We start from the raw sequence: 26,691 nt of genomic DNA, 5'->3' as shown, positions 1-26,691 counted from the left end.
GCGGTGAGAGTAATGGGGTGAGACGATACATGCCCCGTGGAGCCCACATTTTCACTAGCGGAACATGCCAAGGGAAATGCCGATTGCGTCAATCCGAGGCGCGGGATTCACGTCGATGCGCCTGCTTGCCAAGCCTGGTCGTTGGCAAAGCATCCAGGACAGATTGGCGCCATCCGCGATTGTTCTGGCATGATCCGCAAGATACAATCGTGCTTTGATGAAAGCAGATAACGCATTTGCCGGTCGATCGATCGCCACCTTGGATTATGCTGTCTGGCCGGGCTGGCGCTTGCTGATGCAGGATGCGGGATTGGCCGCGGCCCCCGTTCTGCGCCGCGCCGACCTTCCCGGCGATCTGTTTGCTCGAGAACAGGTTCGCCTGACGTCTCACGATTTTTTCAAGCTATGGGTGGCGATCGAGGAAGAGGCCCGATCGCTGGACGCAGCGTTGCCTGCGCCCTTGCGAATTGCAAAGGTCATGACCAGCGACTGGTTCGATCCGGAACTGTTCGCTGCTCTGTGCAGCGCCAATCTCGGCAGCGCACTCGAGCGCATGGCCAAATATGCAAGGCTGATCGCACCGATGACGATCAAGGTCGCGCGAATGGCGCCGAGCGCCACCGTTACGATCGACTTTCTGGACCAGACCAAACCGCCGCCGGACGTATTCCTTGCTTTCAAGCTCGTGTTCTTTGTCCAGCTCGCGCGCCTTGCCACGCGCACTGCCATCACCCCCCTTAAAGTGACCTGGCCGTCAGCTGCCGACGCAGCCGAGGACGATGCCATTTTGTACAAGGACTTCTTTGGCGTCTCCGTTGAAGAGGCGCCGTCAGCGACAATGGTTTTTCGTGCCGAGGATTTCGATCGCCCGTTCCTGACCGAAAACCACAAACTGTGGCAGTTTTTCGAACCGTCCTTGCGCCAAAGGCTGTCGGATCTTGATCGGACCGCCAGCATGGTCGAGCGGGTCCGGAGCGCTTTGCTAGAAGCTTTGCCCGCCGGTGATGTCTCCATGCAATCAGTTGGAAAGCGGCTGGGGGTGGGCACGCGCACACTTCAGCGCAGGCTTCAGCAAGAGGGCAGCTCGTTTCAGCTGACCCTTGACGCCGTACGATCCTCGCTTGCCGAGCACTATTTGCGCAAGACGATGATGTCGAGCGCCGAAATCGCTCTGTTACTTGGTTTCGAGGACGCAAATTCCTTCGTCCGTGCCTTCCGCGGATGGACTGGAACCACGCCTCAAGCTGTTCGACGCGGCGCACCTCAATCCCCTTGAATGGCCAAGAATGCTTTGCGCTCTCCCACTCAATCGTCCCGGCGGCTTGCTCGTCACGTCATACACCACCCGATCACCCCCCTCACCTCGTTGATGATGCGCGTCGCGGTCGCGCCGAGGAAGCGCATGTCGAAGCAGCGTCACCGTAATCCCGACGTATTTGCACTGGAGTGACAATGTGTGATGGTTCCGAGTTGATGTTGTCATATCACGTTATCGCTCTGCTGCTTGGCACTCATAGTTGTTCATGCGTACACAACCGCCGCTCTTACGGGCCTTGACGGTGCTCGTTCTGCGAGAGGGAACAACAGTAGACCCTAGAGGTCCTTCACGGACCTCGGATCCGCAACGACCAATGGACGGCACACGATGAAACTGCTCCTGACCTCTAGTGGCGTCCGTAACGCCAGCATTCACAAAGCACTGCTCAATCTGCTTGGGAAGCCTATCGACGAGTGCACGGCCCTATGCATTCCAACGGCAGGCTACGGGCATCCCAAGGGGAGCCCTGAGGGGGCGTGGCGCTTCGTCTCGGGCCGACCGAGCGTCTGTCCGATGGTCGAACTTGGATGGAAGTCGGTAGGCCTGCTGGAACTCTCTGCGTTGCCAAGCATCGGGGCCGCACGCTGGGAACCTTGGGTTCGTGGCGCCGATGCTCTGTTGGTGAACGGCGGCGATGCTCTCTATCTGGCGCACTGGATGCGGGAGTCGGGGCTGGCGGCGCTACTTCCTTTACTGGAACACACGGTATGGGTGGGATTGAGCGCTGGCAGCATGGTGATGACGCCCATGGTGGGCGAGGCATTCATCGCAATGAAGCCTCCAATCACCGGTGAAGATCGGGCGCTCGGCATCGTCGACTTCTCAATCTTTCCTCACCTGGACCATCCGGGCTTCGACGAAAACACGATGGCCTGCGCCGAGAAATGGGCAACTGAGATTGGCGGCCTAGCCTACGCCATCGATGACCAGACGGCCATCCAGGTGGTCGACGGCGAGGTCGAGGTGATCTCCGAGGGCAACTGGCGCCGTTTTGTCGGCTGAGCCGCCCAAGATGAATGCCGCTTCCACCTGGGCCGAGCGCCTCTACGCCCGCCATCAGCCTCAAGCTGTCCGACGCAGCCCCATGCGCACGAACTTGACCGGGGGCTGGCGCGCGCCCCAACGGCTTCGTGACGGACATCGACAAAGCCAGCCACGCGCAGCGCCGATACCATGAAACGAATCAATTGCCTTCCATGCATTGGCGCTTCAACAGTAGTGCGCCAAGCGAAATACCACGAAGAATGCCACCGACGATGCAGACGGTATTTTTAAAATAAATTTGTTAAATATAATCAATGGATTATACCAAACCTCACTCCCACTCAATCGCCCCCGGCGCGGCAAGTCGCCAGCGACCCGTCGTGCGTCAGTCGCGCGATATGGACAGCCCCGCGAGAAGCGGAGCGTATGCGGCGAGCCTGCGGGATACGAACTCGGTGAAGAGCCGCACGCGCTTCGTCTTGCGTGTCTCCCCCTGTGTGAGAAGCCAAAGCGTTCCGTACATGTGCAGGTCGGTGCCCGGCGCCCTTACCAGCAGGGGGTCGGCATCTCCGACGAAGCACGGCAGCGTCGTGATACCGAGCCCTTGCCGTACAGCAACGATCTGCGCCTCGGCGTCCGTGGTCCTGAATGGAACCCCGGTGGTACGAACCTCCCCCTCGCTGGCCCAATCCGGAATTCCATGAATGCTTATGACGATCCACCGGATGGGATCAGGCGCGCCCGCACGCCACGCGGCTAGTCGATCGCGGGACATGTAGACGCCGCCGAACAGCTCCGGTCCCTTCAGGCCGTGAAGATTGAGCGGCAGGGTTTTGCGGTCGTAGACGACGCGGATCGCGACGTCGGCCTCTCGGTTGGTCAGATTTGCCAGCTCGCCGGACGACAAGATTTCCATCTCGATGTCCGGATACAGACGGGCGAAATCGGCGAAGTCCGGCATGAGCAGGTGTGTCGCGAGGGGCGGTGCCAGTGTCACCCGCAAAAGCCCGCGCACGCTCTGGTCGCGGCCAAAGACGCGCGTCTCCAGTTGGTGCGACGACGCTTCCATCTGGTCAGCGAGCTCGAGGACCTCCTCCCCCGCAGCCGTCAGGCGGTAGCCCGAAGGCAGCTTCTCGAACATGCGCGCCCCGAGCCGTTCCTCCAGTTGGGCGACGCGTCGCAGCACGGTCGCGTGGTTCACCCCGAGGCGCTCGGCGGCTGCCCGCACCGAGCGTCCGCGCGCAACGGCAAGAAAGTAGCGAACGTCATCCCAGTCGATCATGGTGCAATCCCGCACCGCGCGGTGCGCCTTCCAAAGCCCGTGCCCAATACCATCGAATAACGTTTCGTCCTCCGACAAGTGGGGCCGCGACCTTGGCACCTGGCCGGCGCTCACCGCATGCCGTGGCTGAAGTTATTAGCTCGCCCGGTTCGATTTTGCACCACCGATGTGCGCGCTTCTGCACTCAACGCCTGACGCGGGCAGACCCATGTCGAGGTCCTCGGGGACAGAATGCTGTCCCGACACCACGAAAGGAGAAGTCATGGGAAAGCTTGAGGGTAAGGTTGCAGTCATCACGGGTGGATCGAGCGGCATGGCGCTGGCGAGCGCCAAGCGGTTCGTCGAAGAAGGCGCTTATGTTTTCATCACGGGCCGGAGGCAGGAAGCGCTCGACGAGGCCGTCAGGCTGATTGGCCGGAACGTGACCGGCGTGCGCGGCGACGCGGCCAATCTCGACGATCTCGACCGCCTGTTCGACACGGTCAAACAGGAAAAGGGCAGGATCGACGTGCTGTACGCGAGCGCCGGCACAGGCGAAGCCGTCCCGCTGGGCGAGATTACCGAGCAGCATTTTGATGCGACCTTCGGTCTGAATACGCGCGGCACGATGTTCACAGTGCAAAAGGCGTTGCCGCTGTTCAACGATGGCGGATCGATCTTCATGACCGGATCAGTTGCTTCGGTGAAAGGTTTTCCTGGTTACAGCGTGTATGCGGCGAGCAAGGCGGCGTTGCACGCATTCGCACGCGGGTGGCTCAACGAACTGAAGGGCCGGAATATCCGGGTGAACGTGCTGCACCCGGGGCCGATCGCCACACCGATGCAGGACCAGGTTCTCACCGAGGAGGCGAAGCGGATGTTCGAATCCCTGATCCCGCGGGGAAAAATGGGGCGTCCTGAGGAAATTGCGACGGCCGCGCTGTTTCTTGCGTCAGACGATTCGAGCTTCGTGAATGGGCTGGAGTTGTCTGTCGACGGCGGCTTCTCGGCCATCTGAAAGGCCGGGGACTCAATATCCACACGGATCGGAGAAGCATTATGAGCTACGCAATTGTAGGATTCGGTAAGATAGGCCAGGCCCTCGCCCGCGCCTTCGCCCGCAAAAACATCGACGTCACCGTCGCGAGCCGCCGACCGCCCGAGGCATTGGCGCCGCAGGCTCGGGCGATTGGACCCACGGTCGTCGCCAAGTCGCTGCGGGATGCACTCGAGGCCGACACGATCATCCTGGCGGTCCCGTTCGGGGAGCATCGCGAGGTTGCGAAGGCCCTGCCGAGCTGGAAAGGCAAGACGGTCATCGACGCGATGAACGCGTTGGTTCCCCTTGAAGAGCTGGACGGTCTCCCGTCCTCCGCTTTCGTCGCGAAGGCGTTCACCGGCGCCAAGCTCGTGAAAGCTTTCAATCACCTGATTGCAGCCACCCTGGCTGCCGATCCGATCGTCGAGGGCGGCCACCGGGTCGTCTTTCTGTCCAGCGACGACGAGGACGCGACCGCTCCCGTGGCCGCCCTGGCCAAACAACTCGGCTTCGCCCCCGTCAAGCTGGGAAAGCTCAACGAGGGTGGCGCGCTGGTGCACGCACGCGACCGCATCTGGGGCCAGCTCATCTTCCAGGATTTGTTCAAGAAGGAGCAGTAATCGATCTACGACCGTGTGATCGACGCCGAGAACCGGTCGCGCGCTAACTTCTTCGAACAGCGTAACGGTTCGCGGTAGGGACGCTCATTTCTGAGCGCCCCCCGCACAGATCCGTACTCGCCCAATTAAGGCATACGGCTCCTACCTTGGGTGTTTGACGGCGAAGCGTGCTTGTGGCCAAGGGTGAAGGATACGCGGTTTGGGAAGCCAGTCGTTGGCCAGCCGAGTGATCCGCTGCCAGGTCGTGTCGTCCTTCTGGCTGCGCCGCCGCAGCGATCGCTTCCAGAGTTCGGTGACGAAGAAGCGAAACGTGACCAACGCACGACTGTTGGTCGGCACGGCGTGGTAGTTGAAATAACCCGTGACGACCTGCCCCAGCCATTTTCCCTGCACGGGTATTGGCTGGTGCATTCGCTGTCGCAACTCCTGCTTGATGGCTTTCAGTTTCGCCTGCATGCGATCACGCCGGGTTTTTCGCTTAAGCAGAAATTTGCCCGCGCGTGTCTGCCCACAGATGAAGGTGAAGCCCAGAAAGTTGAACGTCTCCGGTTTGCCCGCGTCGCTCGCGGTTGGCCGCAGCGTGGCGACCAAACTCGATCAGGCGGGTTTTGTACGGATGCAACGACAACGCAAACTCCTTGAACCGCTCCCGCATCGCGCCAAGAAAATGCCGGGCGTCATTCTCGTGCTCGAAACCGACGATGATGTCGTCGGCGTAGCGCACGATGATGACGTTGCCCGCAGCCTCGCGCCGTCGCCAGCGATTGGCCCATAGGTCGAAGACATAGTGCAGGTAAATATTGGCAAGCAACGGTGAAATCACCGATCCCTGTCCCGTTCCCTGATCACCGATCGTCACGACCCCGTCTTCGAGGATGCCCGCCTTGAGCCATTTGCGGATCAGGCGGATGATGCGCTGATCGCCGATCCGGTGCTCCACGAAACGGATGAGCCATGATTGGTTCACCGTGTCGAAGAAGCTTCGGATATCGGCGTCCAGAATGAGGTTCACCTTCGTGCTGGTGATCCCGACAACGAGCGCATCCAACCCATCATGTTGGCTGCGTCCGGGCCGGAAGCCATATGAGAACCCGAGGAAGTCTTCCTCGTAGATCGCATTCAGCACCGCAGCCGTCGCCCGTTGAACGATCTTGTCCTCCAGTGCGGCAACCGCGAGCGGACGTTGTCCACCGTCCGGCTTGGGAATATAGACCCGCCGACTCGGCAGCGCCCGATACGCTCCCCTTTGGACCCGTGCATGCAAGTCCTCGAGCTTGCGCTCAAGGTCTGCCTCGTAGGCCTGCCATGTCAGTCCGTCCACGCCGGAGGCGGCATTCTTCTTCAGATCGAAGAAGGCCTCCCCGAACAGTTCGATGCTGAGATGGTGGAAGAGCGCGGTGAACCGCTCCTTCTTCCTCTGTCTTGCTGCTTGCCGTAGGCGTTCCAGCGCCTGTGACACGTCTGCCCGGTTCTGCGCCCGGAACGTGCTTTGCTGATCCGCCTTCCCCTCGGTCTCCACCCTTGGCTCCACCAGTTCCGCAGCGGATTGCTCCGCCTTGTTCACCGGCTTCACAGCTACTATGGCGGAGTCAGACTTCCCACGCACGTGCACCATCGGCTACGGCTCCTCGCCTTCCCGATGCGGACCGTCGTAAGCATACTTGCGGCGGTCGGGCGTGGGACCTCCCGGTTCCCGAGCAAGGACCTTCTGCACATGCCAGGGTCTGCGACCACGCCGAGCTGGACGGGCGCTCGCGATACCGCGCCCGTCCATGTTGCCTTCCGCGCTGTCAACGGCGTCGGCGCTCGGGAAATGCCTTTCGCGGCTCAATGGCTGGCCTATGCTCACCCCTGCCGACGCTTCGCCTCTGTCCTCGCGGACAGCGACGCACGGCTCGGGGCCGATGTGGTTCGCTACTCCTTCATCGTAGTGGACTTCCACCACCTACTCCTTGCCGGTCTCCCGGCGCTCTGACAGTGCACTTAATTCGCACCGATCCAAGTCACCCGTAGCAGCAGTTAAGTGCACTGAAGATCATCTAGCCGGCCTTCGCAACACAGAAGGCGGTGGGGCTAATGTGAATTCGGCATCACCGAATCACTTTAGGCCACAAGGAGGCGAAGATGATGTACAGCGGGATTGATCTGCATTCCAACAACAGCGTTATCGCGATCATCGACGATGCCGATCGCGTTGTGGCGCAGAAGCGCCTGCCGAACGACATCACGAAGATCGTCGGATTTCTAACTCGATGGCAAGATGACTTGGCCGGCGTCGTGGTCGAGTCGACTTACAACTGGTATTGGCTGGTCGACGGGTTGCAGGACGCGGGACTCCACGTGCACCTCGCCAACACCGCCGCGATCAAGCAATACGACGGACTCAAGCACAGTGGCGACGAGACGGATGCGCAGCACCTGGCCCACCTGCTGCGGCTGGGTATCCTGCCGACGGGCACGATCCTGCCACGAGAGCACCGCGTCGTCCGCGATCTGGCGCGCAAGCGCATGCAGATGGTGCACTGCTGCACCACGCATGTCCTCGCGGTCGAGAACATCATGGCCAGGCAATTGGGTGGGCGGATGACCAGCAATCAGATCAAGCGCCTGACCGCCGACGCAATCGACAATATGCCGCTGGCGGCCGATGTCGGCCTGGCGATCAAGACCAACGTCGCGGTCATCGCGACCCTGCAGTCACAGATCTCGGTCCTCGAAAAGCGCCTGCAAGAATGCGTCAAACCCCGACCTCACTACGGCTTCCTGACTAGCGTACCCGGCATCGGCCCGACGCTCGCCACCGTCATTCTTCTGGAAACCGGTCCGATCGATCGGTTTGCCGGCGTCGGCAACTTTGCGTCCTACGCGCGCTGCGTCAACAGCGTGCACACCAGCAATCGCAAGAAGAAAGGCGAAGGCAACGTCAAGAACGGCAATAAGTATCTCGCCTGGGCGTTCGTCGAGGCGGCGAATTTTGCCGTGCGGTTTTGCCCAGAGGCCAAGCGTTTCCACGAGCGCAAGAAGGCCCGGACCAACAACATTGTCGCCACCAAGGCGTTGGCGCACAAGCTGGCGCGCGCCTGCTACCACATCCTGAAGGAGAGCAAACCGTTCGACGTAACGCGCTGCTTTGCCTGAAGGACGACGACGATCCGGCGAGCCACGTACGGTGACTGGGGTCGCAACCAGCTGCACTGAATTGGACGCCGGATCGCCGTCACCAGTTGCAGTGACGACGATCGCCCGCACCGCAAGCCATTCGGAGATTGGCGCCGGCACGCCGGTAGCCACGGTTCTGTGAAATTCTTTTGGATGCGGCTCGGTACCAACGTTCTTCTGGGGCGGCTATGCCGCCAGGGCGCAGGCCTCAATCGGGCCGATGCTTGATCCTCATGGGTGTCTGGCGCGATCCGTGATGCGGCGCAGCCACAAACCGAAGAAACGGGCGCGGCTCGAACACTATCGCTGGAACGACGAACGAAACATTGAGCAGCTCGCGCTGCTGAAAAGTAGTTTTGCACCCTTGACGAGGGGCCGGCTAATGGGTGGGTGTCACCTTAATTCCCAGTGATGAGCCGATGGACAGGCCTCCATCGCCACCACGCAGCGCGGAAATGTCGCCAGCAAGCTCAAAAACTTACCCCCGCCGAACTGAACGCGCGACAATCTCCGCTCCCCGCGCATCGACCGCGTGGATCTGGAAGACGTTCTTCGCGAGATCAAGACCAATCGTGGTGACAGACGCAACATTATCAGTAGACTTGCCCATGGACGGCTCCCCTCAGATGGGTTGTGACAACGACCATCTTGGCACATCGATGCCGTTCGGGGCGCCGTCCACCCCATCACCGTAATCCGAGGATGGCGGCGGCGAGTGTGGCGCCGAGCAGGCCGAGGTGAGCCGCGATGACGACGGCCGCAACTGCGGCTAGGGCGAGGTTGCGGGTGAGTCGTGACCTCCACCGGACCGTCATGGGCCCGACGGGTGCGGGAACGCGGCTGGGGATTTCCTCGGGGTGACCGGTCGGCTGGGACGTTGACGGTTGCCAGTGGACCGTGACGTGCTCGCGATGGCCGAAAGTTTCCAGCCGGTGGGCAATGCCGTCCTGGAGTTGGTGTAAGGCGTTCTCGGTGCCGGCTTCAACGCGCAGCAGCAACACGTTGTCTTCTGCCTGCAGGATGCAGTGGCCTTCGCCGAAGCGAATAGTTCCACTGGTCTCTGACCACTCGACCTGCCGCATCGGCGGGGGTGCGCCCTTGGGATGGCGGGATCGAGAGAGGTGGCCGCTGCTCAGGTGCTGGCCCATCTTGCTGGTGTGACGGCACAGTAGCGCGAGATAGCGGGCGGCGTGCTCCGTGGCGATGCGGGCTTCGACCCTGTGCATGAAGACTGTTCCTTGGGTGTTTTCCTACGATTGGCCTGCTGGGCAGTGCACCATCGGCAAGACCCGCTTCCTTACGTAACCGCACATGATGTACGATAAAGGACGCTGCGTTCAAAATTCTTTTCCCGGATGATGCCGACAGCGATGTCTCCTATCGGACAAAAACAGCGATTTGCCCCGGAACGGAGGGCCATGGCGAAGAAGCCGATCGACCGTCGCGTAGCGCGCACCCGAGGAATGCTGCACCAGGCATTGCTCTCCCTGATCCTGGAGAAGGGCTACGAGGCGATTTCGGTCGAGGACATTTGCGAACGCGCCAATATCGGCCGCTCGACCTTCTACGCCCACTTCACGAGCAAGGACGATCTCAAGCGGAGCGGCCTTGAGCATCTACGGCGGGAACTTCTCAAGCGGCACCAGAGCACGTCGACTTCGGGGCAGGCAAGCGCCCAGCCCCTGGGATTCAGTCTGGCGATGTTCGAGCATGCGCGCGAGCACATGCACCTCTATCGGGCGCTGGTGGGAAGCAAAGGCGGCGCCATCGCGTTGGACACCATCCGGCAAACGCTCTGCGACTTCGTCCGGCATGAACTTGCGAAGACTGAAGGCAAGGGCGCGAATGGAGTCCCCCGCGAGTTCGTCGTGCAGCACATTGTCGGTGCCTACATGGCCGTGCTGACCTGGTGGCTCGACGGCGGCGCAAAGCTTCCGCCCGAACGGATGGATACGATGTTCCAGAGCTTGGTGGCCAAGGGACTATGAGTGCGCTGTGGCAGACTGGTATTGACGTTTGTCGACGATCACCTGCTATCGATCCGTGCGGCTCGGCACCTGTATCCCGAGCCATCCTTGACTATCCCGCAGAATGTACCACTCACTCCCACTCGATTGTTCTGAGCGATCATAATACGTTGATTTAACGGGGCAAATTTTTCCGCACGCAATGAAGAACCGTCTACCCGATCCGTCAGAAATTTGCGCTGTTGAATTCTAAGGATAATTTCACCAATTCGGAATCTATTCGGTTTCAGCGACTATCGGCATCGATCGGTCGATTTTTGGCGCCGCGTTCCCAGCCTCGAACGAGTAGCAGTGCGCAAAAAAGACCGTCACCACGCCATCGCGATTGATGTCTCTTCGGCAACGATCTGCCATCGCGGCGACGATGGACGTCTGCGATGGCAGAGCAATCTAAGATACGGCTGCATCACCGGCGAAGGCTTGGGCCGCCTTGGACTGAGGACGTACCAGAAAATAGAATGCGGCGATGTGCGTGATCATCAGCAGCGGTACGTAGATGATCGGGATCGCGTAGGTGGCGCCGAGCCACTCCGCGTGCGCAGGAAGGCCGACCTGGACGGCGTGGTAATAGTCGACGATGAGGTCGACCGTCCCTACGAGATTGAACGCAACAACGAACAGCCAGAAGAGCGGGCGCATCCTCACCGTGAGAAGCGCCAGTATGGCCAGTACCCCGGTTGCGAAGTCGCCATAGGTGGCGAAGCCGGCGGGCAGATCGGGACTGACGACACCCGGAAGGATGAAGACGAGCCCGAAGAAGCGGAAGCTATGCAGAGTAGCGATGGCGCGTTGCGCAGAGACCCGGTCCATCGACCTGAGCCACGGCAGAACGTACGTGCCGGGGCAAAGCAGCCACGCGACGTAGCCTAGAACAAGATGGGTTTGGAATAGCAATTCCGTGGACATTTGGTCTCCTAGCGCTCCCGAGCGTCGGTTCGACTACGGCGGCGCAGTTGGCGCAGCGACAGCGCGTGCAGCAGGATCGAGCACGGCACGACGAAAGCGGGGGTCAGCACATTGGGATAGCCGTCTATGCCGATCCTGCTGGAGCCGCTGATCGCATCCTTCTGCCAAGCCTATCCCGAGGTCGAGGTGGAGATCGCCGCAAGCGAGGAATTGGTCGACCTTGCGGCCAAAGGGTTTGATGCCGGCGTCCGGATGGGCCAGCTCATCGCCGCCGACATGGTCGCGGTGCGGCTGACGCCGCCTTTCCCGTTCGTGGTCGTCGGCAGCCCCGAGTATTTACGCCGGCACGGACGGCCCGAGCGTATCGACGATCTGCGTCAGCACGCTTGCTTACGCATTCGCCGCACGAACGGGTCGATCGCGCCTTGGTCGTTTGTCGATGGCAACAAGACTGTCGAAGCGGTCGTCTCGGGGCCGCTGATTGCTCACGACTTTCCCACCATGCTTGGCGCTGCCGTGGAAGATATGGGGCTTGCGCAAGTGCCCGAGCCGATCGCCGCCAGCCTGGTGAGAGCGGAAAAACTCGTACACGTCCTGAAGCCGTTCGCGCCAATGGCACCGGGCGTGTTTCTCTATTATCCCAGCCGCCATCAAATGATGCCGAAACTGCGAGCCTTCATCGATCACGTGAAAGGCCGTTCGGTCGCTACCGACAAAACGCGAGTTCACGTTGATGACAAGCGAACGCGCGGGACGAAAATGCGCTGACGTGGCAGGGGCGGAGCGATATCTCTACTTACAGCAAACTACAATGCGAAACCTATCGACTGCTATTGCACAGACAACATCGCAACTAATACGCCACGCTAACCTACTCTATCCCGCGCTACTCTCCCTCACTCCCACTCGATTGTTCTGAGCCATGGTAACGCGTTGATATGGCAGTGCAAATTTTTATACGCGCCATAAAGAACCGACTCTGCGATCCGTCAGAAATCTGCGCCCTTGAATTCAAAGAAGAATTTCGCCGATTCAGAATCTACTCGGTATCAGCGACTATCGACAACGATTGGTCGATTTTCACAGCCGCAGCAACAGGCCGCCATTCGCTCTTCGGCCAAAATACCGTCACCCTACTCTCGTCGGGCTGATCGGTTCTCCGGTGGGTGAAGCCTGAGTCGGGCTGCGACGTAATCGATCGCCATGTCCAGCGCGAGTTCCAGAGGCGTTGTCGAACGCATGGTTTGGGCGAGCAAGAGTCCACCCTGCAGGCTGGCGAGCATCGCCTCTGAAAGCTCCTTCAAATTGCCACTGGGCCTTTTTCCTGTTCGCGTCTGCATCCTTGCGAACGCCGTTTCGAAATAGGATGCCCAGCGTGCAAAGCTTTCCGCCAACGCTGCGCGGGTGCGCGGCGTCTCCGAAAGCTCGGCGGCCAACGAACCCAGCGGGCAGCCGCCTGCGCAATTGGTTTGCCGTGTCAACTCGACGACCGCGTCGCGCCAGCTGCGAAGCCCGGCAAGGGAATTGAGCTTTCGCAGCAGCTCTTCATGCGTTCCGAGAACGCACTCGGCCTGTCGCTGAATCACGGCCAGAACGAGATCGTCCTTGTCGTCGAAGTAGTGATAGATCTGCGATTTGCTGACCCTGCTGGCCTCGATCACCGCATCGATTGTTGTGTTGGCGACGCCATGCGCACGCACGAGGTCGGTCGCGGCGTCGACGATGCGCGCCCGCGTTGCTGCGCCCCGCGCTGTTCTGGGCAATGCCGTGGCATTCGTAATCATGCCCTTCATCGTACTTGACAGCGCCGGGGCTTGCAAGGTAATTGGACTAATTAGTCCAGTTTTAAGGAATTTAAGAGTAATGCCCCGTCTTGGCGACGCCTTTCCGATCCTGACCCTTGATACGGTCGGATACGGTACTTTGTCGGTCACGGACCATCTGGCCGGTTCCTATGGCGCTGTCCTGATCTATCGCGGCTCGTGGTGCCCTTACTGCAATACGCAGCTTGCGGCATTTGCTCGCGCCAAAGAGAAACTCGATGAACTCGGACTCAAGATCGCCGCCTTGTCCGTCGACAACAAAGCGGACGCGGCGACGTTGGTCGACAAGCACCACCTGAACTTTCCGGTCGGCTATGGCGCCGATGCCGACAAGATTGCGGGTTCGACCGGCGCTTACGTCAACAACAGCCCGCGCTACCTGCAATCGACCGGCCTTGTACTCGATCCCAATGGAAGGGTGATCACCGCCGTCTATTCGAGCGGCGCGATCGGCAGACTGGTTGCCGAAGACGTGATCGGCTTCGTCAGGTACGTGAAGTCCAAGACTTGACCGTCAAGCGAACGTCGGAGATCGGAAATGAGCGCGCGTGAAGTTGCCGTCGTTGTGGGAGCAGGCCACGGATTGGGCAACGCACTTGTCGGACGCTTCGCGGAAGCGGGCATGCGGGTCGCCGCGGTGTCGCGGAGAGGCGTTGCTGGCGAGCCGCATCGCGATCTGGTTCGCGGCTATTCCTGCGATGCGACGGTTGGTGAGCAGGTCAGGAACGTTTTCCAGAGTGTCGCGAATGAACTCGGCCCACCATCCCTGGTCGTCTTCAACGTCGGCATTTGGGATCGGGGCGGCATTCTCGATATTTCCGAGGAGCTGTTCGAGCAGGCCTGGCGCACCGGTTCCTTTGCCGGCTTCCTGGTCGGTCGGACTGCGGCAGCGTCCATGTTGAGCCGGGGAAGCGGAACGATCATCTTCTCGGGCGCGACCGGATCGATTCGCGGCGGAGCGGGATTTGCTGCCTTCGCGTCACCGAAATTTGCGCTGCGAGCGCTGGCGCAAGCCATGGCTCGCGAACTGGGGCCGAAAGGCATTCACGTCGCCCATGTCGTTCTCGACGGCATGATTGCGCAGGAAGACTCTCCTTCCGAGAGCCTGCTTCAACCTGCCGCGATTGCCGAGACCTACTATCAGCTGCACCTCCAGGACCGCGCTGCGTGGACCCACGAGCTTGACTTACGGCCGTCCAGTGAAAAGTTCTGAGTCGCCGACCGCCGCTTCTACTCAAGCGGCGAAGCCGAAACCACAGGATTGGCTGTTGGTGCTGTCGCTGGTGTTGATCTGGGCGGTCAGCTGGCCGGTCATCAAGATCGGCATCGGCCAGATCCCGCCAATCTGGTACGGCTGCCTGCGCTATGCGATTGCAGCACTCATTTTGTTCGGACTGGTGGCGGTGAGAGGCGAACTCGCGCTGCCGCCGCGATCCGATCTCTCGCTTGTCGTTATTTCCGGCGCGCTTCAGATGGCGGCCTATTCCGCGTTGACCGGCCTTGCCTTGACAATCTTGCCGCCAGGACGCGCGTCCGTGCTGGCCTTCTCCACACCTGTCCTGGTCGCACCGCTTGCCGCATGGCGCCTTGGCGAAAAGATGAGCTCGAAGATAGCCGCAGGCGTGATGATCGGGTGCGCAGGGATTGTCATCATTGCCTCGCCCTCCTTTGCCATCGGGGGTAAGCAGGCGATGGCTTATGCGATGCTGATGGGGGCGGCGACAGCCTGGGCCATTGCCATCGTGACCGTCCGCGGCCATCGCTTCAAATCCTCGGCGCTCAATCTTGCGCCCTGGCAAATGCTGATCGCGGCGATGTTGCTGTTCCCCGTCGCTATGTTCATCGAGGGATTCCCGGGACAGTTCACGCTCCTTGGCGTGGCCACGCTCGCCTACGTTGCGCCTGTCGCAACCGCCTTCGCCTATTGGGCCGTGGTTGAAGCCGGGCGCCGGTTTGCGGCCAGCACGATGTCCATGGCATTGCTCGCGACTCCCAGCCTCGGACTTCTGATTTCGGCCTGGGTGCTGGATGAACCGATCAACGCCTCTCTGCTAACCGGTGTCCTGCTGACCGCTACCGGTATCCGCCTGACTGTCACCCGTTAGTCTTGATATCCAATACTCTCACAACGCGATCATCGTGAAGCGGAAATGCAGATAGAAAGATACGATGGCGACCGACAGACGCTTTTGCCGCTTATGACTCTCGCAGATGACTCCTTAGATCAGGTGTCAAGCTACATGGAATTGGGCGAGGTATTGGTTGCCCGAATTGGCGACGAGATAGTGGGGCACCTGCAGATCGTTGAAACAGAACGCGCGGATGAGTTCGACCTGAAAAGCATGGCGGTCGATGAAGCCCGACAACGTCAGGGCATTGGTGAGGCTTTGATGCGTGCAGCAGTTGATCATTGCCGTCGGCGAGGCGGACATCGGTTGATTGTGTCGACCGCCGCGGCCTCCACTGGAACGCTGCATTTCTATCAGAGGCTGGGGTTTCGCATGTTTAGGATCGTGCGCGATGCCTTCCGACCCGAATCGGGCTACGCCATGGGAATCTCAATCGATGGCATACCTCTTCGCGATCAAGTGTACCTCGATCTCGACATCTAGCAATGAGGTTATCCGCTTGGCTTCGGCGTGCGCCGACGAGCGTTCGCCAAGATATCCTGTCGACATCGGGATTGCCCCGCCGTGCCTGCTCACCGCGAAGTTGAAAACCCATCGCGACAAGGGGCACACATACCGAGGCTACTCCGTCTACGATACGCCCACCTACTCCCACTCGATTGTTCTGAGCCATCGTAACGCGCTGATTTAACGGCACAAATTTTTATACGCACGACAAAGAGCCGTCTCGCCGATCCGTCAAAAAATGGCGCTCTTGATTTCAAACACGAATTTCGACGATCCGCGATCTGCTCGGTTTCAGCTACTATCGGCATCGATCGGTCGATTTGCGAAAATCGCAGCGACGAGACATCACTCGCTCGCCTATAAAAAATACCGTCAGCACCCATGGAGGACCCACTAAGCTGCGTCTGGCGTAATCTCCTCGTCTTGGTGAAAGAGCATCCGTAAGCGCCTTATATCCCGCTTGGGCGGCGCACCGAACATGCGGGTATATTCTCGGCTGAACTGCGAGGGACTTTCGTAACCGACCTCGAAACCTGATGCTTCGACGTTGAACGCACGCGAGACCATTAAGCGGCGCGCCTCCAGCAGGCGGAGCTGCTTCTGATATTGCAGCGGCGTCAACGAAGTCAGCGCCTTAAATTGACGGTGGAAGGCGGAGGGGCTCATCAGGGCGATCGCGGCCAGTTCCTCGATCCGAACCGTCTCTTTGAAGCGATTTCGTAAGCTGTGCATGGCATTGATCACCCGCTGCGACGGGCTGTCCACCAGCGATATTCTTGCGACATCGCCGCCATGAGGGCCGGTCAGCAGCCAATAGCAAATCCCGCGCATGATGATGGGCTGGAGCGTCGGTATCGCCTTGGGCGTATCGAGCAGTCGGACCAGGCGCAGGGCGCAGTCGGCCAGCGGGCCTTGAAAATCCGTAACGAAGACACCGCGGCCAGGCTCACCGCGCATCCTCGGCGGCGCATCCAGTCCCTCCGCAACGCTCCGCATGATCGCGAGGTCCAGTTCGAACGCGAGGACTAGACAGGGCTGCCTGGGGCTCGCTGCGACCACTCGGCCGATCGAGGGCGTCTCGACGCCGATCACGAGGGCCTGCCCTGCCCTGTACTCAAGGCGGTTGTCGCCGAACGTTGCCCATTTGGCGCCCTGCGCCACGATGCACATGGCTGGCCTGGAGATCATGTGAGTCGGCGGCTTCGGATGATCCGATCGCAAGATGGCCAATCCGTCGATGGCCGTCATGAACGGGTTCTCTCCGGGCTGGCTTTCCGTATAGCGCAGGAGCGCCTTCGCCAATTGATCGGGCACGTACGGCCCTTCGTTTCCGTTGAAACCACCGGCGAGAATATCTCGTGAAGCAGAAATAGGCAAGAAATGGGCGAGTTCCGGCATTCCGCTTTCTGGCCTTCCGCCACCATAATCGATCAACGCAATCGGCTCGGGAACGCCAGTTCCTGTCGGACGGAGTAATCATGCCAGATAGTAAAATCGCGATCGTCACCGGCGGTAGCCGGGGGATCGGCCGTAACACAGTCTTCTGCCTCGCCAAGCGCGGGGTCCGTTCGATACTCACGTTCAATTCAAATCGTGCAGAAGCTGATAAGGTCGTGGCGCTTGCAGCGGAAGCGGGCGCACAGGCGATCTCCTTGCAACTCGACACGGGCAATGTGGGCTCGTTCGATGGCTTCGTGGGGCAGGTGGGAGACGCGCTGGCTGACATGAAAGCCAAGCGTTTCGATTACCTCGTCAACAATGCCGGGATCTCATCTGCCGCGAGCCTTGAGTCAATAACTGAAGCCGAGATGGACGCGCTCTATAACGTCCACTTTAAGGGCGTCCTGTTCCTGACGCAAAAACTGCTGCCACTCATGAATGATGGCGGCCGCATCGTGAACATCTCCTCGGGATTGGCTCGCTTCGCCGGACGTAATCGCATCGGCTACGGTTCGATGAAGGCGGCGGTCGAAACGCTGACACGATATATGGCCATGGAATTGGGACCGCGCCGGATCGTGGCGAACGCCATCGCGCCGGGCCCGATCGCGACCGATTTTTCCGGTGGCGCCGTTCGCGACAATCCGGAGGTCAACAAGATGATCGCCGATCACACAGCGCTCGGCCGTGCCGGCGAGCCTGAGGATGTTGGGCCGGTCATCGCCGGGCTACTGTCCGACGACTTCGGTTGGATCAACGCCCAGCGGATCGAAGTCGCCGGCGGCATGCAGATATGAAGGACGTCATGTCGAAAGCAGACGTAAAAAATCCCGCAGGTCGCAAGGCGTATATCATCACCGGACCCACCTCCGGGATAGGTCGCCGGACGGCATTCGAACTGGCCAAGCACGGCATGCTTGTGCTGGTCGGCCGCGATCGCGGAAAGCTCGACGAGGTGCGGAAAAGCATCGAGCGAAAGGGCCAGCACGCGGTGCCGGTCGTGTGCGACTTGTCAGATCTTGCGAGCGTGCAGCGGGCGGCAGCGGAGATCGTCGCGCTCCATCTCCCGATTGCCGGGCTGCTCAACAACGCGGGCATCATGCAGATGCGTCCGACTAAGAACGCGCTCGGATGGGACATGTCGTTCGTGACGAACCATCTCGGCCCGTTTGCCCTGACAGAGGCGCTTGTGCCAAGTCTTCCCGACGGCGCAAATGTCGTTTTCGTCGTTTCCGCTGTAGAAGACCCCGAACGCAAGCCGGCTGTGGCCGCGGGTTTTCGAGGTGGTCGCTATATCTCCGCAGAGGCGAGTGCGCGGGGTGAATGGAAACCCGGCGGCTCCAAGCGGCCGGGCTTCGATGCCTATGCAACTTCCAAACAGGCCATCCTTGCCGCAGCGATGGCGTTCGCCCGTGAGACTCCACGGCTGCACTTCAACGCGATCGAGCCGGGCTTGAATCCAACCACCGGCCTCGGGGGGGGGGCGATGTCGGCGCGTTCGTACGCTTCCTGCAGATATTCGTCATCCCGCTCCTCGTGCCCTTTATCACGATCTTGAGCACCCCGAAGCGAGCCGCGCGCGTGATCGCCAAGATCCTGATCGATACATCCGGTCAAACCGGTGTCTACTGCGACGAAGGCGGTCATCCCATGCAAGGCTCCGCGCTCTTGCGCGATCGGAAATTCCAGGACCGCGTCGTCGCCGAGACCCGCGCATTGCTATCGACGGTCCCAAGCTAACCCCGATCTACTGCCAAGATCGGCCCAAGGACCTTTCAAGGACTATCGAAGACGAAAAATTGATTCCAATTCGCCATCCTATCCGCGTCTGTCCCAACCTACGCTTTTCTACGCCCCCCTCACTCCCACTCGATCGTCCCCGGCGGCTTGCTCGTCACGTCATACACCACCCGGTTCACCCCCTTCACCTCGTTGATGATGCGCGTTGCCGTCGCGCCGAGGAAACGCATGTCGAAGGGATAGAAGTCGGCGGTCATGCCGTCGGTGGAGGTGACGGCGCGCAGCCCGACCACGAAATCGTAGGTGCGGCCGTCGCCCATCACGCCGACGGTCTTTACCGGCAGCAGCACGGCGAAGGCCTGCCAGATGATGTCGTAGAGGCCGGCGCGGCGGATTTCCTCGATGTAGATCGCGTCCGCCTTGCGCAGGATGTCGAGCTTCTCCACCGTGATCTCGCCGGGGCAGCGGATGGCGAGGCCCGGGCCCGGGAACGGATGGCGGCCGACGAACACTTCAGGCAAACCGAGCTCGCGTCCCAGCACGCGCACCTCGTCCTTGAACAGCTCGCGCAGCGGCTCCACCAGCTTCATGTTCATGCGCGCGGGCAAGCCGCCGACATTGTGGTGCGACTTGATGGTCACCGAGGGACCGCCGGTGAAGGAGACGCTTTCGATCACGTCGGGATAGAGCGTGCCCTGCGCCAGGAATTCGGCGCCGCCGATCTTCTTCGCCTCCGCATCGAACACATCGATGAACAGCTTGCCGATGGTCTTGCGCTTCACTTCCGGATCGGTGACCCCGGCGAGTTCACCAAGGAATTCCCTGGACGCATCCACGTGCACCAGCGGGATGTTGTAGTGATTGCGGAACATGTCGACGACGGTCTCGGCTTCGGCGAGACGCAGCAAGCCGTGATCGACGAACACACAGGTGAGTTGGTCGCCGATCGCTTCATGGATCAGCACCGCGGCGACAGCGGAATCGACGCCGCCGGAGAGACCGCAGATCACCCGGCCCTTGCCGACCTGGGCGCGAATCTTCTCAACCGCTTCCTCGCGGAAGGCGCGCATGGTCCAGTCGCCCTTCAGGCCGGCTACCTTGCGGACGAAATTGCGCAACAGCTTGGCACCGTCAGGGGTGTGCACCACCTCGGGGTGGAACATCAGGCCGTAATATTTCCGCACTTCATCCTGGATGATCGCGAACGGCGCGTTGGGCGAGACGCCGACCACCTCGAAACCCGGCGGCAGTTGTGTGATCCGATCGCCGTGGCTCATCCACACCGGATGTTGCTCGCCGACTGTCCAGGTGGATTCGAACAGCGAGCTCGGCGCCTTCACTTCGACGTCGGCGCGGCCGAATTCGCGGTGATGGCCGCCCTCGACGGTGCCGCCCAGCTGCGCGGCCATGGTCATCTGGCCATAGCAGATGCCGAGCACGGGAACGCCAGAATCGAAGATCGCCTGGGGCGCCCGGGGCGAGCCGGTCTCATGGACCGATTCAGGGCCGCCGGACAGGATCACGGCCTTCGGCTTCATCTCCTGGAAGGCCGCTTCGGCCTTCTGGAACGGGACGATTTCGGAGTAGACGCCCTCCTCGCGGACCCGCCGCGCGATCAGCTGCGTCACCTGACTGCCAAAATCGACGATCAGAATCTTGTCGTGCTCCGGCGCCGTGAGGGGCGCCGGATTCGAGGCTTGGCTGTGTGCTGTCATGGTCAGGAATTACGCGACCCGACGGCCCGCCGCAATGCCGGAATTGGCCTTTCAAGCGGTATTTTCAGCCAGGTTTCGGCTCGGTTTCAGGCCTGGCCACGGCTCAGGATGGAGACGAAAAACCCGTCCGTCCCGGTCCGGCGTGGGGTCATCAGGAGCCCTTCCGGGGTGGTCAGAACCGCGCCTGCGAAGGCATCCGCGGCGGTGCCGAGGGGGCCGATGGACCACGCCGTCGGCATCACCGTGAAACCCGGATGGCGGCCAACAAAGGCGGCGACCTGATCGCCATTCTCCTCGGCCAGCACCGAACAGGTGATGTAGGCGATCCGCCCGCCGGGGCGGACCAGCGCCGCGGCACGGTCCAGCACCTCGGCCTGCCCCTTCAGCCGGACCTCGAGGGCGCCGGGCCGCATCCGCCATTTGGCGTCGGGATTGCGCCGCCAGGTTCCGGTGCCGGTGCAAGGTGCGTCGATGACCACGAGATCGGCGGAGGCCTTGATATCGGCCAGCGGATCGGCCGCCCCTTTGGGGGTGCGCACCTCGGCATTGTGGACGCCGGCGCGGGACAGCCGCTCGTGGATCGGCGCCAGCTGGCGCTTGTCGGAATCCGTGGCGATCAGGCGGCCCTTGCCCTGCATCATCGCCGCCAGCGCCAGGGTCTTGCCGCCGGCGCCGGCACAGAGGTCGATCACCTGCTCGCCGGGCTTGGCAGCGGACAACAGCGCCGCGAGTTGCGAGCCTTCGTCCTGCACCTCGACGCCGCCCTTGATGAAGGCCTCTTCCGAATGCACACCGGGATTGCGCGCATCCGCGCCAAGCGCGATGCGCAAGCCCAGCGGCGACCACCGGGTCGGCTCCGCGCCGAGATGGGCGATTGATGCCAGCGCCTTGTCACGCGTCGACTTCAGGGTGTTGACCCGCAGATCCAGCGGCGCGCGGCTGGCCATCGCCACCGCCTCCTCCACCCGGCTATCACCGAACACGCGTGCGAGGTAGGGATCGAGCCATTCGGGATAGTCGCCGGCGATATGATCCGGTGCGGTTTTGAGCGAACGCGATGTCAGCGCCGATCGCTCGGCCTCGCTCAGCGGCTCGGGGGCGAAACGCGATCCATCGCACAGGGCAGCAATGGCATCTGCATCGAGGCCGCGCTCAAGCCGGAGCATGCCCAGCACCCGGGCGCGCGGCGTATCGGCATCGAGCAGGTACGCACTCGACGCACGACGGCGCAGCACGTCGAACACGAGGCCCGCAATAGCGGCGCGGTCGCCCGATCCGGCAAAGCGGTGCGCGGTGCCCCAATCCTTCAAAGCATTGGCGGCGGGTATGCGCTGGGTGTCGATCGCGCTCAAAACCTCGATGGCGGCGGAGAGCCGTGCGGCGGGGGTCATTCAGATCTTTCGGCTGCTGAGATGCCGCACTCAGAGCGGCATAAGTATCTTCAGCGCGAAATAGACCCACATGGCCAGCAACACAAGGGCGCCGGCGAGATAGGCCATCGGGCGGTTGCGCTCGCCCTGGGACGAGACGAGAACGCCGGCATAGAGAAAGCGGGTAACCACGAACACCCACGCCAGCATCACCATCACCAGATCGGCCTGCCGCAGCGGCAGCGCCATGGCGACCAGCACATAGAACAGGGTGACAAGCTGCAGCGGATCATAGATGGCGGCGCCCGCATCCGCAGGGCCAGCCTTGCCCTGCGCAAACCAGCTGGGACGCCTGGCGCCGCTCCAGAACAACAGCGCGAACGTCAGCCCCACCAGCACGAACACCGGCAGCAGAATCCCCTGAACCATCATCGTGAACGTCCCTCCTCGCGATCCCCGCGGCTGCCCGCAGCCGCAACACCGTTGCCCCCCAAAGACAAAGACACGGCAACGCTACGGCAACAATCCCAGCGCGAACCGGTTCCGTCGCAATAGACACCCTCCCAGCCCGGCGATAGGCTCTGTGGCGCACAACGCGGAAATGGGGGCATCCATGTCACTGCAGCCGGCCAACTCGGCCACGTCACCCAAGACCTGGGCGATCGTGGTCTGGGGTCTCTACATCGCCACCTATTTCACCTTCGCGCTGACCATGGTGATCGGCCTGATCATCGCTTATGTGAAACGCGGCGAGCTTGCCGGCACGCCCTATGAATCGCATATGACATCGGCGATCCGCACCTTCTGGATCAGCCTGATCGCAGGCATCATCGGCTTTGTGCTGATGTTCCTCGGGATCGGCTTCATCATTCTCGGCGTGCTTGCGGTCTGGCAACTGTTCCGCGTCATTCGCGGCCTGATCCGGGCGATGGACGAGCGCCCGATCGATGATCCCCAAGGTTGGTTGTAGAAGGCTGCTGACCGGCTGAAAAACGCCTGTTTTAAACACGCGGCGAGCCATCTGACTGACATCCGGCGGGCGTAGCGTGGCGGCAAAGGGAGCACGCCATGTCCAACCTGATGTCCGCCTTTCGCCTCACGCAGATCACCGACACCCATCTCGGCGCACAGTATGCGCCGTTCGTAACGAATTTCGAAAAGGTCAGCCAGTACATCGACGACACGCGGCCGGACCTCGTGGTCAACAGCGGCGATGTCGCCTTCGACGGCTCGGATCATCCGCAGGATCTGACCTTCGCCAGGGAGCTGCACGACGCGCTTCCGGTGGACTGCCGCTTCATCCCCGGCAACCACGACATCGGCGACAACCCGACCCAGGTCGGCAAACCACCGTCGCAACTTGTCTCGGAGCAAACGCGACGACAGTTCATCGACGCGTTCGGTGACGACCACTGGCGCTTCGATGCCGCCGGCTGGAGCTTCATCGGCCTGAATTCGCTCATCATGAACACGGGGCTTGCGTGCGAGGCCGAGCAGCAGGAATGGTTTGCCGCAGAGCTGTCGACGGTGCGCGGCCGGCCGCTGGCACTGTTCATCCACAAGCCGCTGTTCCTGCAAACGCCCGACGACGATGAGTTGGCCGCGACCTCGTTCCGCTACGTGCCAATGCCGGCGCGCACTCAACTCATCGACCTCCTGACCACCGTCGACCTGCGGCTGGTGGCCTGCGGCCACGTGCACCAACGCCGCGACTACACCTATCGCAATGTCAGGCACATCTGGGCGCCGTCGGCGTCCTTCATCATCAAGCCCGACGAGAAACAGGAGTTGATCGGCGCCAAGGAGGTCGGGCTGGTGGACTATGTGTTCAGGCCCGACGGCTTCGAGGTTCGCCACACCCGTGCCGCCGGGCAAATCGACGTCGATCTCTATTCGGTGAAGGAACTCGCTGCGGCTTTGTAATGCGACAAGCTCACGCAGCCCCCTGTTCCAGCAGCTTGCGCAACTCCGCCTTGGCCACTTTTTCCAAGGTCGAGCGCGGCAGTTCGTCGACAAGGCGTATCTCGCGCGGCACCTTGAAATCGGCCAGTGACCGCTTGCACGCCGCCAGCACATCGTCCTGCAGCGTGGGCGATGCCTTCTCAGTTCCCGCCAGCGGGATGATGAACACAACAGGCACCTCGTCGAGCATCGGGTGCTTTTTGGCGACCACCGCGGCTTCGCGCACGCCGGCGACGGTGATGACCACCTGCTCGATTTCGGACGCGGCGACATTCTCGCCGCCGACCTTCAGCATGTCCTTGGCGCGGTCGCCGAAGCGGAGGAAGCCGTTCTCCAGCAGCTTCACACGATCGCCGGTGATGAAATAGCCATCGTCGTTGAAACTGTCGCGGGTGGCTTTCTCGTTGTGCAGATATTCCTTGAACAGCGACAGGCCGGGAATGCCGCGGATCAGCAGGTCACCGGTCTCGCCAGCCTGGGTCGGCGCGCCATCGGCATCGACCACGCGGATTGCGTATTCCGGCGCGGCGCGGCCGATGGCCAGCGGAATGTTCGGCTGAGTGACTTCGCCCACGATGCCGTGGGTAATGGTCTCGGTCATGCCCCACCAGCCGATGGTCCTGGCGCCGAACAGCTTGTCGGTGGGCGGCTCGCAGATTGCCGATCCCCACAGGCGGAAATGGTGCTGCTTCGGGATCTCCCGCTCCATCAGCGCCTTGACGCAGAACGGCACCAGCGACACCCAGGTGCAGCGATGCGCCAGCGCCGCGCCCCAGAACCGGCTGGCCGAGAAACGCGGCTGGATCACCGCGGTGGCGCCAACCCACAAAGTCGCCAGCATCGAATAAGCCAGCGCGTTGGTGTGAAACAGCGGCAGATGCACCTGGTGAATGTCGTCGGCGCGCAGATCCTCATGCGCCGCATTGATCTTGGCGCCCCACAGCGCGTTGGCATGGGTCCACAGCACCGCTTTCGGCCGCGACGTGGTGCCGGAGGTGTATTGCACACTGCAGGAGGCCTCAGGATCGGCCGGGCGTCGCGGCCGGTCGGCGCTGTCGGCGAACAGTGCCTCGAAGGCCTCGCTGCGCGCCGGCCGCTCCGCTTGCGCCGGCGGCGCGCCGGCATCATGGGCAATCACCGCAAGCCAGCGCAGGTTGCGACAGGAGCTTGCGATCAGATCGGCATAGGCCGGCTGGGTGATGCCGGCCACCGCGCTACAATGATCGGCGAAGTACGCCATCTCTGCCGCCGCAGACCGGGTGTTGGTGGTCACCGCGATAGCGCCGAGCTCGACACAGGCAAACCAGGCGAGCATCGCCTCGATGCAGTTGTCGAGATGGATCAGCACGCATTCGCCGGGTTTGACGCCGCGCCTGGCGAGGCCAGCCGCCAGTGCGCCGACGCGTTCGTGAAATTCACCGTAACTCCAGGGACGGGCCGGCGCATCGAACGGCGCCCAGATCAGGAACGGATGATCGCGGCGGGTTTCCGCCCGCAGCCGCAACAGCCACGGCACATCCAGCCCGGCAAAGGGACTGATCTGCCCCGGCATCATCTCGGGATTGGGCATGCGTTTCCCCTGTTGTTTTTTATGATCGGCTGAAGCGATCCCGTCACCTCCTGCGTGAAAGAGGTGACGGATACGCGGTCGGTTAGGCGCGGTCAGCCCCGACACGCACCAGCTGCTTGCCAAAGTTCGCGCCGCGCAACAGGCCGATGAAAGCATCGGGCGCGCTGGCAAGGCCCTCGGTGACGAACTCGCGGTGCTTGAGCTTGCCCTCGCGCAGCCATTCCGACATGTCGCGCAGAAAGGCGCCATGCAGTGACGCGAAATCGCGGACGATGAAGCCGCGCAGGTTCAGCCGCTTCACCAGGATGGCGCGCATCAGCGCCGGCGCGCGGTTCGGGCCCGGCACATCGCCGGTGAGCGCATTATAATCGGCGATCAGGCCGCACACCGGCACGCGCGCGAACGGGTTGAGCCGCGGCAGCACCGCATCCCACACCTTGCCGCCGACATTCTCGAAATAGACGTCGATGCCCTTCGGACACGCCTCTTTCAGCTTGGCCGCGAGGTCCGGATCGCGATGGTCGAGGCATTCGTCGAAGCCGAGCTCGTCCTTGACGTAGCGGCACTTGTCCGCGCCGCCGGCAATGCCGACAGCTCGCGCGCCCTTGATCCGGGCAATCTGGCCAACAGCGGAGCCGACCGCGCCGGAGGCGGCTGCCACCACCACGGTTTCATCCGGATGCGGCTTGCCGATTTCGAGCAGGCCCGTATAGGCGGTCATGCCGGGCATGCCGAGCACGCCCACCGCTGTCGAGATCGGCGCCAGCTGCGGATCGATCTTGCGCAGTCCCTTGGCGTCGACGGCCGCGTGGGTCTGCCAGCCGGAGTGGGCGAGCACGATGTCGCCCTTGGCGAACCTGTCGCTGTTGGAAGTCACCACTTCCGCCACCGTGCCGCCTTCCATCACGCCGTTGATCGCGACCGGTTCGGCATAGGACGGCCCCTCGCTCATACGGCCACGCATATAGGGATCCAGCGACATCCAGATCGTGCGCAGCAGGACCTGGTCGGGTCCCGGAGTCGGGATCGCAACATCCTCCAGGCGAAAATCGGAGGCCTTCGGCTCGCCGATGGGACGCGCGGCAAGGACGATGCGCTGGGCTTGCTGGGACATGACGTTT

At 61.8% G+C, this 26,691-nt stretch carries 27 protein-coding genes and 2 pseudogenes; 16 read left to right on the top strand and 13 right to left on the bottom strand.

Annotated elements, in window-relative coordinates; all coding sequences use genetic code 11:
• Window positions 1-217: 217 nt before the first annotated feature.
• Window positions 218-1,276, top strand: a complete 1,059-nt coding sequence (locus RS897_RS29470; protein ID WP_315832218.1) for an AraC family transcriptional regulator — start codon at window positions 218-220, stop codon at window positions 1,274-1,276.
• Window positions 1,277-1,298: 22 nt separating this feature from the next.
• Here RS897_RS29470 and RS897_RS42465 read toward each other — a convergent pair.
• Window positions 1,299-1,410 (bottom strand): annotated as a pseudogene (locus RS897_RS42465) (GMP synthase (glutamine-hydrolyzing)); the annotation flags it as partial.
• Between the two features lie 235 nt (window positions 1,411-1,645).
• On the opposite strand from RS897_RS42465, the gene RS897_RS29465 reads away from it, so the two are divergent.
• Window positions 1,646-2,320, top strand: a complete 675-nt coding sequence (locus RS897_RS29465) for a Type 1 glutamine amidotransferase-like domain-containing protein (protein ID WP_315832217.1) — start codon at window positions 1,646-1,648, stop codon at window positions 2,318-2,320.
• A 367-nt stretch (window positions 2,321-2,687) separates the two neighbouring features.
• Here RS897_RS29465 and RS897_RS29460 read toward each other — a convergent pair whose 3' ends face one another.
• A complete protein-coding gene (locus RS897_RS29460; RefSeq protein ID WP_315832216.1) occupies window positions 2,688-3,584 on the bottom strand; it encodes a LysR family transcriptional regulator in 897 nt (298 codons plus the stop codon).
• Window positions 3,585-3,846: 262 nt separating this feature from the next.
• On the opposite strand from RS897_RS29460, the gene RS897_RS29455 reads away from it, so the two are divergent.
• Window positions 3,847-4,581 carry an SDR family NAD(P)-dependent oxidoreductase gene (locus RS897_RS29455; RefSeq protein ID WP_315832215.1) on the top strand — a complete coding sequence of 245 codons (735 nt, stop codon included), beginning with the start codon at window positions 3,847-3,849 and terminating at the stop codon, window positions 4,579-4,581.
• A gap of 41 nt (window positions 4,582-4,622) precedes the next feature.
• Window positions 4,623-5,222 (top strand): NADPH-dependent F420 reductase, encoded by a 600-nt coding sequence (locus tag RS897_RS29450; protein WP_315832214.1) that lies wholly within the window; start codon window positions 4,623-4,625, stop codon window positions 5,220-5,222.
• 141 nt (window positions 5,223-5,363) lie between these two features.
• Here RS897_RS29450 and RS897_RS42435 read toward each other — a convergent pair whose 3' ends face one another.
• On the bottom strand, window positions 5,364-5,678 hold the full coding sequence (locus tag RS897_RS42435) for a retA reverse transcriptase (protein WP_425476419.1): 315 nt from the start codon (window positions 5,676-5,678) through the stop codon (window positions 5,364-5,366).
• A 22-nt stretch (window positions 5,679-5,700) separates the two neighbouring features.
• On the bottom strand, window positions 5,701-6,837 hold the full coding sequence (locus RS897_RS29445) for a reverse transcriptase domain-containing protein (protein ID WP_425476418.1): 1,137 nt from the start codon (window positions 6,835-6,837) through the stop codon (window positions 5,701-5,703).
• Window positions 6,838-7,346: 509 nt separating this feature from the next.
• Between RS897_RS29445 and RS897_RS29440 the strand changes: the two genes are divergently transcribed.
• Window positions 7,347-8,360 (top strand): IS110 family RNA-guided transposase, encoded by a 1,014-nt coding sequence (locus RS897_RS29440; protein ID WP_315832213.1) that lies wholly within the window; start codon window positions 7,347-7,349, stop codon window positions 8,358-8,360.
• Window positions 8,361-9,067: 707 nt separating this feature from the next.
• Here the strand turns inward: RS897_RS29440 and RS897_RS29435 are convergent.
• Window positions 9,068-9,607, bottom strand: coding sequence for a DUF2218 domain-containing protein (locus tag RS897_RS29435; RefSeq protein WP_315832212.1), 540 nt, complete (start codon window positions 9,605-9,607; stop codon window positions 9,068-9,070).
• Window positions 9,608-9,799: 192 nt separating this feature from the next.
• Here RS897_RS29435 and RS897_RS29430 point away from each other — a divergent pair, with 192 nt between their 5' ends.
• Window positions 9,800-10,369 (top strand): TetR/AcrR family transcriptional regulator, encoded by a 570-nt coding sequence (locus tag RS897_RS29430; RefSeq protein ID WP_315832211.1) that lies wholly within the window; start codon window positions 9,800-9,802, stop codon window positions 10,367-10,369.
• A gap of 429 nt (window positions 10,370-10,798) precedes the next feature.
• On the opposite strand, the gene RS897_RS29425 is transcribed toward RS897_RS29430, so the two are convergent.
• Complete coding sequence (locus RS897_RS29425; RefSeq protein ID WP_315832210.1) at window positions 10,799-11,314, bottom strand: hypothetical protein; 516 nt, start codon at window positions 11,312-11,314, stop codon at window positions 10,799-10,801.
• A 126-nt stretch (window positions 11,315-11,440) separates the two neighbouring features.
• Here RS897_RS29425 and RS897_RS29420 point away from each other — a divergent pair.
• Window positions 11,441-12,082 (top strand): annotated as a pseudogene (locus RS897_RS29420) (LysR substrate-binding domain-containing protein); the annotation flags it as partial.
• 365 nt (window positions 12,083-12,447) lie between these two features.
• Here RS897_RS29420 and RS897_RS29415 read toward each other — a convergent pair.
• Window positions 12,448-13,098 carry a TetR/AcrR family transcriptional regulator gene (locus RS897_RS29415; RefSeq protein ID WP_315832209.1) on the bottom strand — a complete coding sequence of 217 codons (651 nt, stop codon included), beginning with the start codon at window positions 13,096-13,098 and terminating at the stop codon, window positions 12,448-12,450.
• A gap of 79 nt (window positions 13,099-13,177) precedes the next feature.
• Here RS897_RS29415 and RS897_RS29410 point away from each other — a divergent pair, with 79 nt between their 5' ends.
• From RS897_RS29410 to RS897_RS29395, 4 genes are all read left to right on the top strand, one after another.
• Window positions 13,178-13,648: a redoxin domain-containing protein gene (locus RS897_RS29410; RefSeq protein WP_315832208.1), complete on the top strand. Its 471-nt coding sequence runs from the start codon at window positions 13,178-13,180 to the stop codon at window positions 13,646-13,648.
• 27 nt (window positions 13,649-13,675) lie between these two features.
• A complete protein-coding gene (locus RS897_RS29405) occupies window positions 13,676-14,350 on the top strand; it encodes an SDR family NAD(P)-dependent oxidoreductase (protein WP_315832207.1) in 675 nt (224 codons plus the stop codon).
• Window positions 14,351-14,408: 58 nt separating this feature from the next.
• Window positions 14,409-15,242: a DMT family transporter gene (locus RS897_RS29400; protein WP_315838781.1), complete on the top strand. Its 834-nt coding sequence runs from the start codon at window positions 14,409-14,411 to the stop codon at window positions 15,240-15,242.
• 135 nt (window positions 15,243-15,377) lie between these two features.
• A complete protein-coding gene (locus tag RS897_RS29395; RefSeq protein WP_315832206.1) occupies window positions 15,378-15,749 on the top strand; it encodes a GNAT family N-acetyltransferase in 372 nt (123 codons plus the stop codon).
• A gap of 417 nt (window positions 15,750-16,166) precedes the next feature.
• Here RS897_RS29395 and RS897_RS29390 read toward each other — a convergent pair whose 3' ends face one another.
• Window positions 16,167-17,171: an AraC family transcriptional regulator gene (locus RS897_RS29390; RefSeq protein ID WP_315832205.1), complete on the bottom strand. Its 1,005-nt coding sequence runs from the start codon at window positions 17,169-17,171 to the stop codon at window positions 16,167-16,169.
• Window positions 17,172-17,251: 80 nt separating this feature from the next.
• Here RS897_RS29390 and RS897_RS29385 point away from each other — a divergent pair, with 80 nt between their 5' ends.
• The 3 genes from RS897_RS29385 to RS897_RS29375 are packed head-to-tail and all read left to right on the top strand — an operon-like array spanning window position 17,252 to window position 18,953.
• The gene (locus tag RS897_RS29385; protein WP_315832204.1) at window positions 17,252-18,010 is read left to right on the top strand and encodes an SDR family NAD(P)-dependent oxidoreductase; all 759 of its coding nucleotides are present in this window, start codon (window positions 17,252-17,254) and stop codon (window positions 18,008-18,010) included.
• 8 nt (window positions 18,011-18,018) lie between these two features.
• Window positions 18,019-18,771: an SDR family NAD(P)-dependent oxidoreductase gene (locus tag RS897_RS29380; protein WP_315832203.1), complete on the top strand. Its 753-nt coding sequence runs from the start codon at window positions 18,019-18,021 to the stop codon at window positions 18,769-18,771.
• A 23-nt stretch (window positions 18,772-18,794) separates the two neighbouring features.
• Window positions 18,795-18,953: a hypothetical protein gene (locus RS897_RS29375; RefSeq protein ID WP_315832202.1), complete on the top strand. Its 159-nt coding sequence runs from the start codon at window positions 18,795-18,797 to the stop codon at window positions 18,951-18,953.
• Between the two features lie 119 nt (window positions 18,954-19,072).
• Here RS897_RS29375 and guaA read toward each other — a convergent pair whose 3' ends face one another.
• The 3 genes from guaA to RS897_RS29360 all read right to left on the bottom strand — a co-directional run bounded on the left by guaA (window position 19,073) and on the right by RS897_RS29360 (window position 22,470).
• Window positions 19,073-20,668: a glutamine-hydrolyzing GMP synthase gene (gene guaA / locus RS897_RS29370; protein WP_315832201.1), complete on the bottom strand. Its 1,596-nt coding sequence runs from the start codon at window positions 20,666-20,668 to the stop codon at window positions 19,073-19,075.
• An 86-nt stretch (window positions 20,669-20,754) separates the two neighbouring features.
• Window positions 20,755-22,059, bottom strand: a complete 1,305-nt coding sequence (locus RS897_RS29365) for an RsmB/NOP family class I SAM-dependent RNA methyltransferase (RefSeq protein ID WP_315832200.1) — start codon at window positions 22,057-22,059, stop codon at window positions 20,755-20,757.
• 30 nt (window positions 22,060-22,089) lie between these two features.
• Window positions 22,090-22,470 carry an MAPEG family protein gene (locus RS897_RS29360; protein WP_315832199.1) on the bottom strand — a complete coding sequence of 127 codons (381 nt, stop codon included), beginning with the start codon at window positions 22,468-22,470 and terminating at the stop codon, window positions 22,090-22,092.
• Between the two features lie 181 nt (window positions 22,471-22,651).
• On the opposite strand from RS897_RS29360, the gene RS897_RS29355 reads away from it, so the two are divergent.
• Window positions 22,652-23,008, top strand: coding sequence for a DUF4870 family protein (locus RS897_RS29355; RefSeq protein WP_315832198.1), 357 nt, complete (start codon window positions 22,652-22,654; stop codon window positions 23,006-23,008).
• A 110-nt stretch (window positions 23,009-23,118) separates the two neighbouring features.
• Window positions 23,119-23,961: a metallophosphoesterase family protein gene (locus RS897_RS29350; RefSeq protein WP_315838780.1), complete on the top strand. Its 843-nt coding sequence runs from the start codon at window positions 23,119-23,121 to the stop codon at window positions 23,959-23,961.
• 10 nt (window positions 23,962-23,971) lie between these two features.
• Here RS897_RS29350 and RS897_RS29345 read toward each other — a convergent pair whose 3' ends face one another.
• Both RS897_RS29345 and RS897_RS29340 read right to left on the bottom strand, forming a co-directional pair.
• The gene (locus RS897_RS29345; protein WP_315832197.1) at window positions 23,972-25,570 is read right to left on the bottom strand and encodes an AMP-binding protein; all 1,599 of its coding nucleotides are present in this window, start codon (window positions 25,568-25,570) and stop codon (window positions 23,972-23,974) included.
• An 82-nt stretch (window positions 25,571-25,652) separates the two neighbouring features.
• Window positions 25,653-26,684 carry an NADP-dependent oxidoreductase gene (locus RS897_RS29340; protein ID WP_315832196.1) on the bottom strand — a complete coding sequence of 344 codons (1,032 nt, stop codon included), beginning with the start codon at window positions 26,682-26,684 and terminating at the stop codon, window positions 25,653-25,655.
• Between the last annotated feature and the right edge of the window lie 7 nt (window positions 26,685-26,691).

This window comes from Bradyrhizobium prioriisuperbiae (assembly GCF_032397745.1).
Lineage (GTDB): Bacteria > Pseudomonadota > Alphaproteobacteria > Rhizobiales > Xanthobacteraceae > Bradyrhizobium_A > Bradyrhizobium_A prioriisuperbiae.
The sequence above is the reverse complement of the archived record's forward strand: the minus strand, read 5'-3'. Positions and strand labels throughout refer to the sequence as shown.

Coding starts and splice junctions, on each gene's coding strand:
- RS897_RS29405 (WP_315832207.1), top strand. CDS start 13,676: ATGAGCGCGCGTGAAGTTGCCGTCGTTGTGGGAGCAGGCCACGGATTG.
- RS897_RS29430 (WP_315832211.1), top strand. CDS start 9,800: ATGGCGAAGAAGCCGATCGACCGTCGCGTAGCGCGCACCCGAGGAATG.
- RS897_RS42435 (WP_425476419.1), bottom strand. CDS start 5,678: ATGCAGGCGAAACTGAAAGCCATCAAGCAGGAGTTGCGACAGCGAATG.
- RS897_RS29395 (WP_315832206.1), top strand. CDS start 15,378: ATGGAATTGGGCGAGGTATTGGTTGCCCGAATTGGCGACGAGATAGTG.
- RS897_RS29440 (WP_315832213.1), top strand. CDS start 7,347: ATGATGTACAGCGGGATTGATCTGCATTCCAACAACAGCGTTATCGCG.
- RS897_RS29410 (WP_315832208.1), top strand. CDS start 13,178: ATGCCCCGTCTTGGCGACGCCTTTCCGATCCTGACCCTTGATACGGTC.
- RS897_RS29360 (WP_315832199.1), bottom strand. CDS start 22,470: ATGATGGTTCAGGGGATTCTGCTGCCGGTGTTCGTGCTGGTGGGGCTG.
- RS897_RS29380 (WP_315832203.1), top strand. CDS start 18,019: ATGTCGAAAGCAGACGTAAAAAATCCCGCAGGTCGCAAGGCGTATATC.
- RS897_RS29385 (WP_315832204.1), top strand. CDS start 17,252: ATGCCAGATAGTAAAATCGCGATCGTCACCGGCGGTAGCCGGGGGATC.
- RS897_RS29355 (WP_315832198.1), top strand. CDS start 22,652: ATGTCACTGCAGCCGGCCAACTCGGCCACGTCACCCAAGACCTGGGCG.
- guaA (WP_315832201.1), bottom strand. CDS start 20,668: ATGACAGCACACAGCCAAGCCTCGAATCCGGCGCCCCTCACGGCGCCG.
- RS897_RS29340 (WP_315832196.1), bottom strand. CDS start 26,684: ATGTCCCAGCAAGCCCAGCGCATCGTCCTTGCCGCGCGTCCCATCGGC.
- RS897_RS29470 (WP_315832218.1), top strand. CDS start 218: ATGAAAGCAGATAACGCATTTGCCGGTCGATCGATCGCCACCTTGGAT.
- RS897_RS29435 (WP_315832212.1), bottom strand. CDS start 9,607: ATGCACAGGGTCGAAGCCCGCATCGCCACGGAGCACGCCGCCCGCTAT.
- RS897_RS29460 (WP_315832216.1), bottom strand. CDS start 3,584: ATGATCGACTGGGATGACGTTCGCTACTTTCTTGCCGTTGCGCGCGGA.
- RS897_RS29365 (WP_315832200.1), bottom strand. CDS start 22,059: ATGACCCCCGCCGCACGGCTCTCCGCCGCCATCGAGGTTTTGAGCGCG.
- RS897_RS29390 (WP_315832205.1), bottom strand. CDS start 17,171: ATGCCGGAACTCGCCCATTTCTTGCCTATTTCTGCTTCACGAGATATT.
- RS897_RS29345 (WP_315832197.1), bottom strand. CDS start 25,570: ATGCCCAATCCCGAGATGATGCCGGGGCAGATCAGTCCCTTTGCCGGG.
- RS897_RS29415 (WP_315832209.1), bottom strand. CDS start 13,098: ATGATTACGAATGCCACGGCATTGCCCAGAACAGCGCGGGGCGCAGCA.
- RS897_RS29465 (WP_315832217.1), top strand. CDS start 1,646: ATGAAACTGCTCCTGACCTCTAGTGGCGTCCGTAACGCCAGCATTCAC.
- RS897_RS29455 (WP_315832215.1), top strand. CDS start 3,847: ATGGGAAAGCTTGAGGGTAAGGTTGCAGTCATCACGGGTGGATCGAGC.
- RS897_RS29450 (WP_315832214.1), top strand. CDS start 4,623: ATGAGCTACGCAATTGTAGGATTCGGTAAGATAGGCCAGGCCCTCGCC.
- RS897_RS29350 (WP_315838780.1), top strand. CDS start 23,119: ATGTCCGCCTTTCGCCTCACGCAGATCACCGACACCCATCTCGGCGCA.
- RS897_RS29445 (WP_425476418.1), bottom strand. CDS start 6,837: ATGGTGCACGTGCGTGGGAAGTCTGACTCCGCCATAGTAGCTGTGAAG.
- RS897_RS29425 (WP_315832210.1), bottom strand. CDS start 11,314: ATGTCCACGGAATTGCTATTCCAAACCCATCTTGTTCTAGGCTACGTC.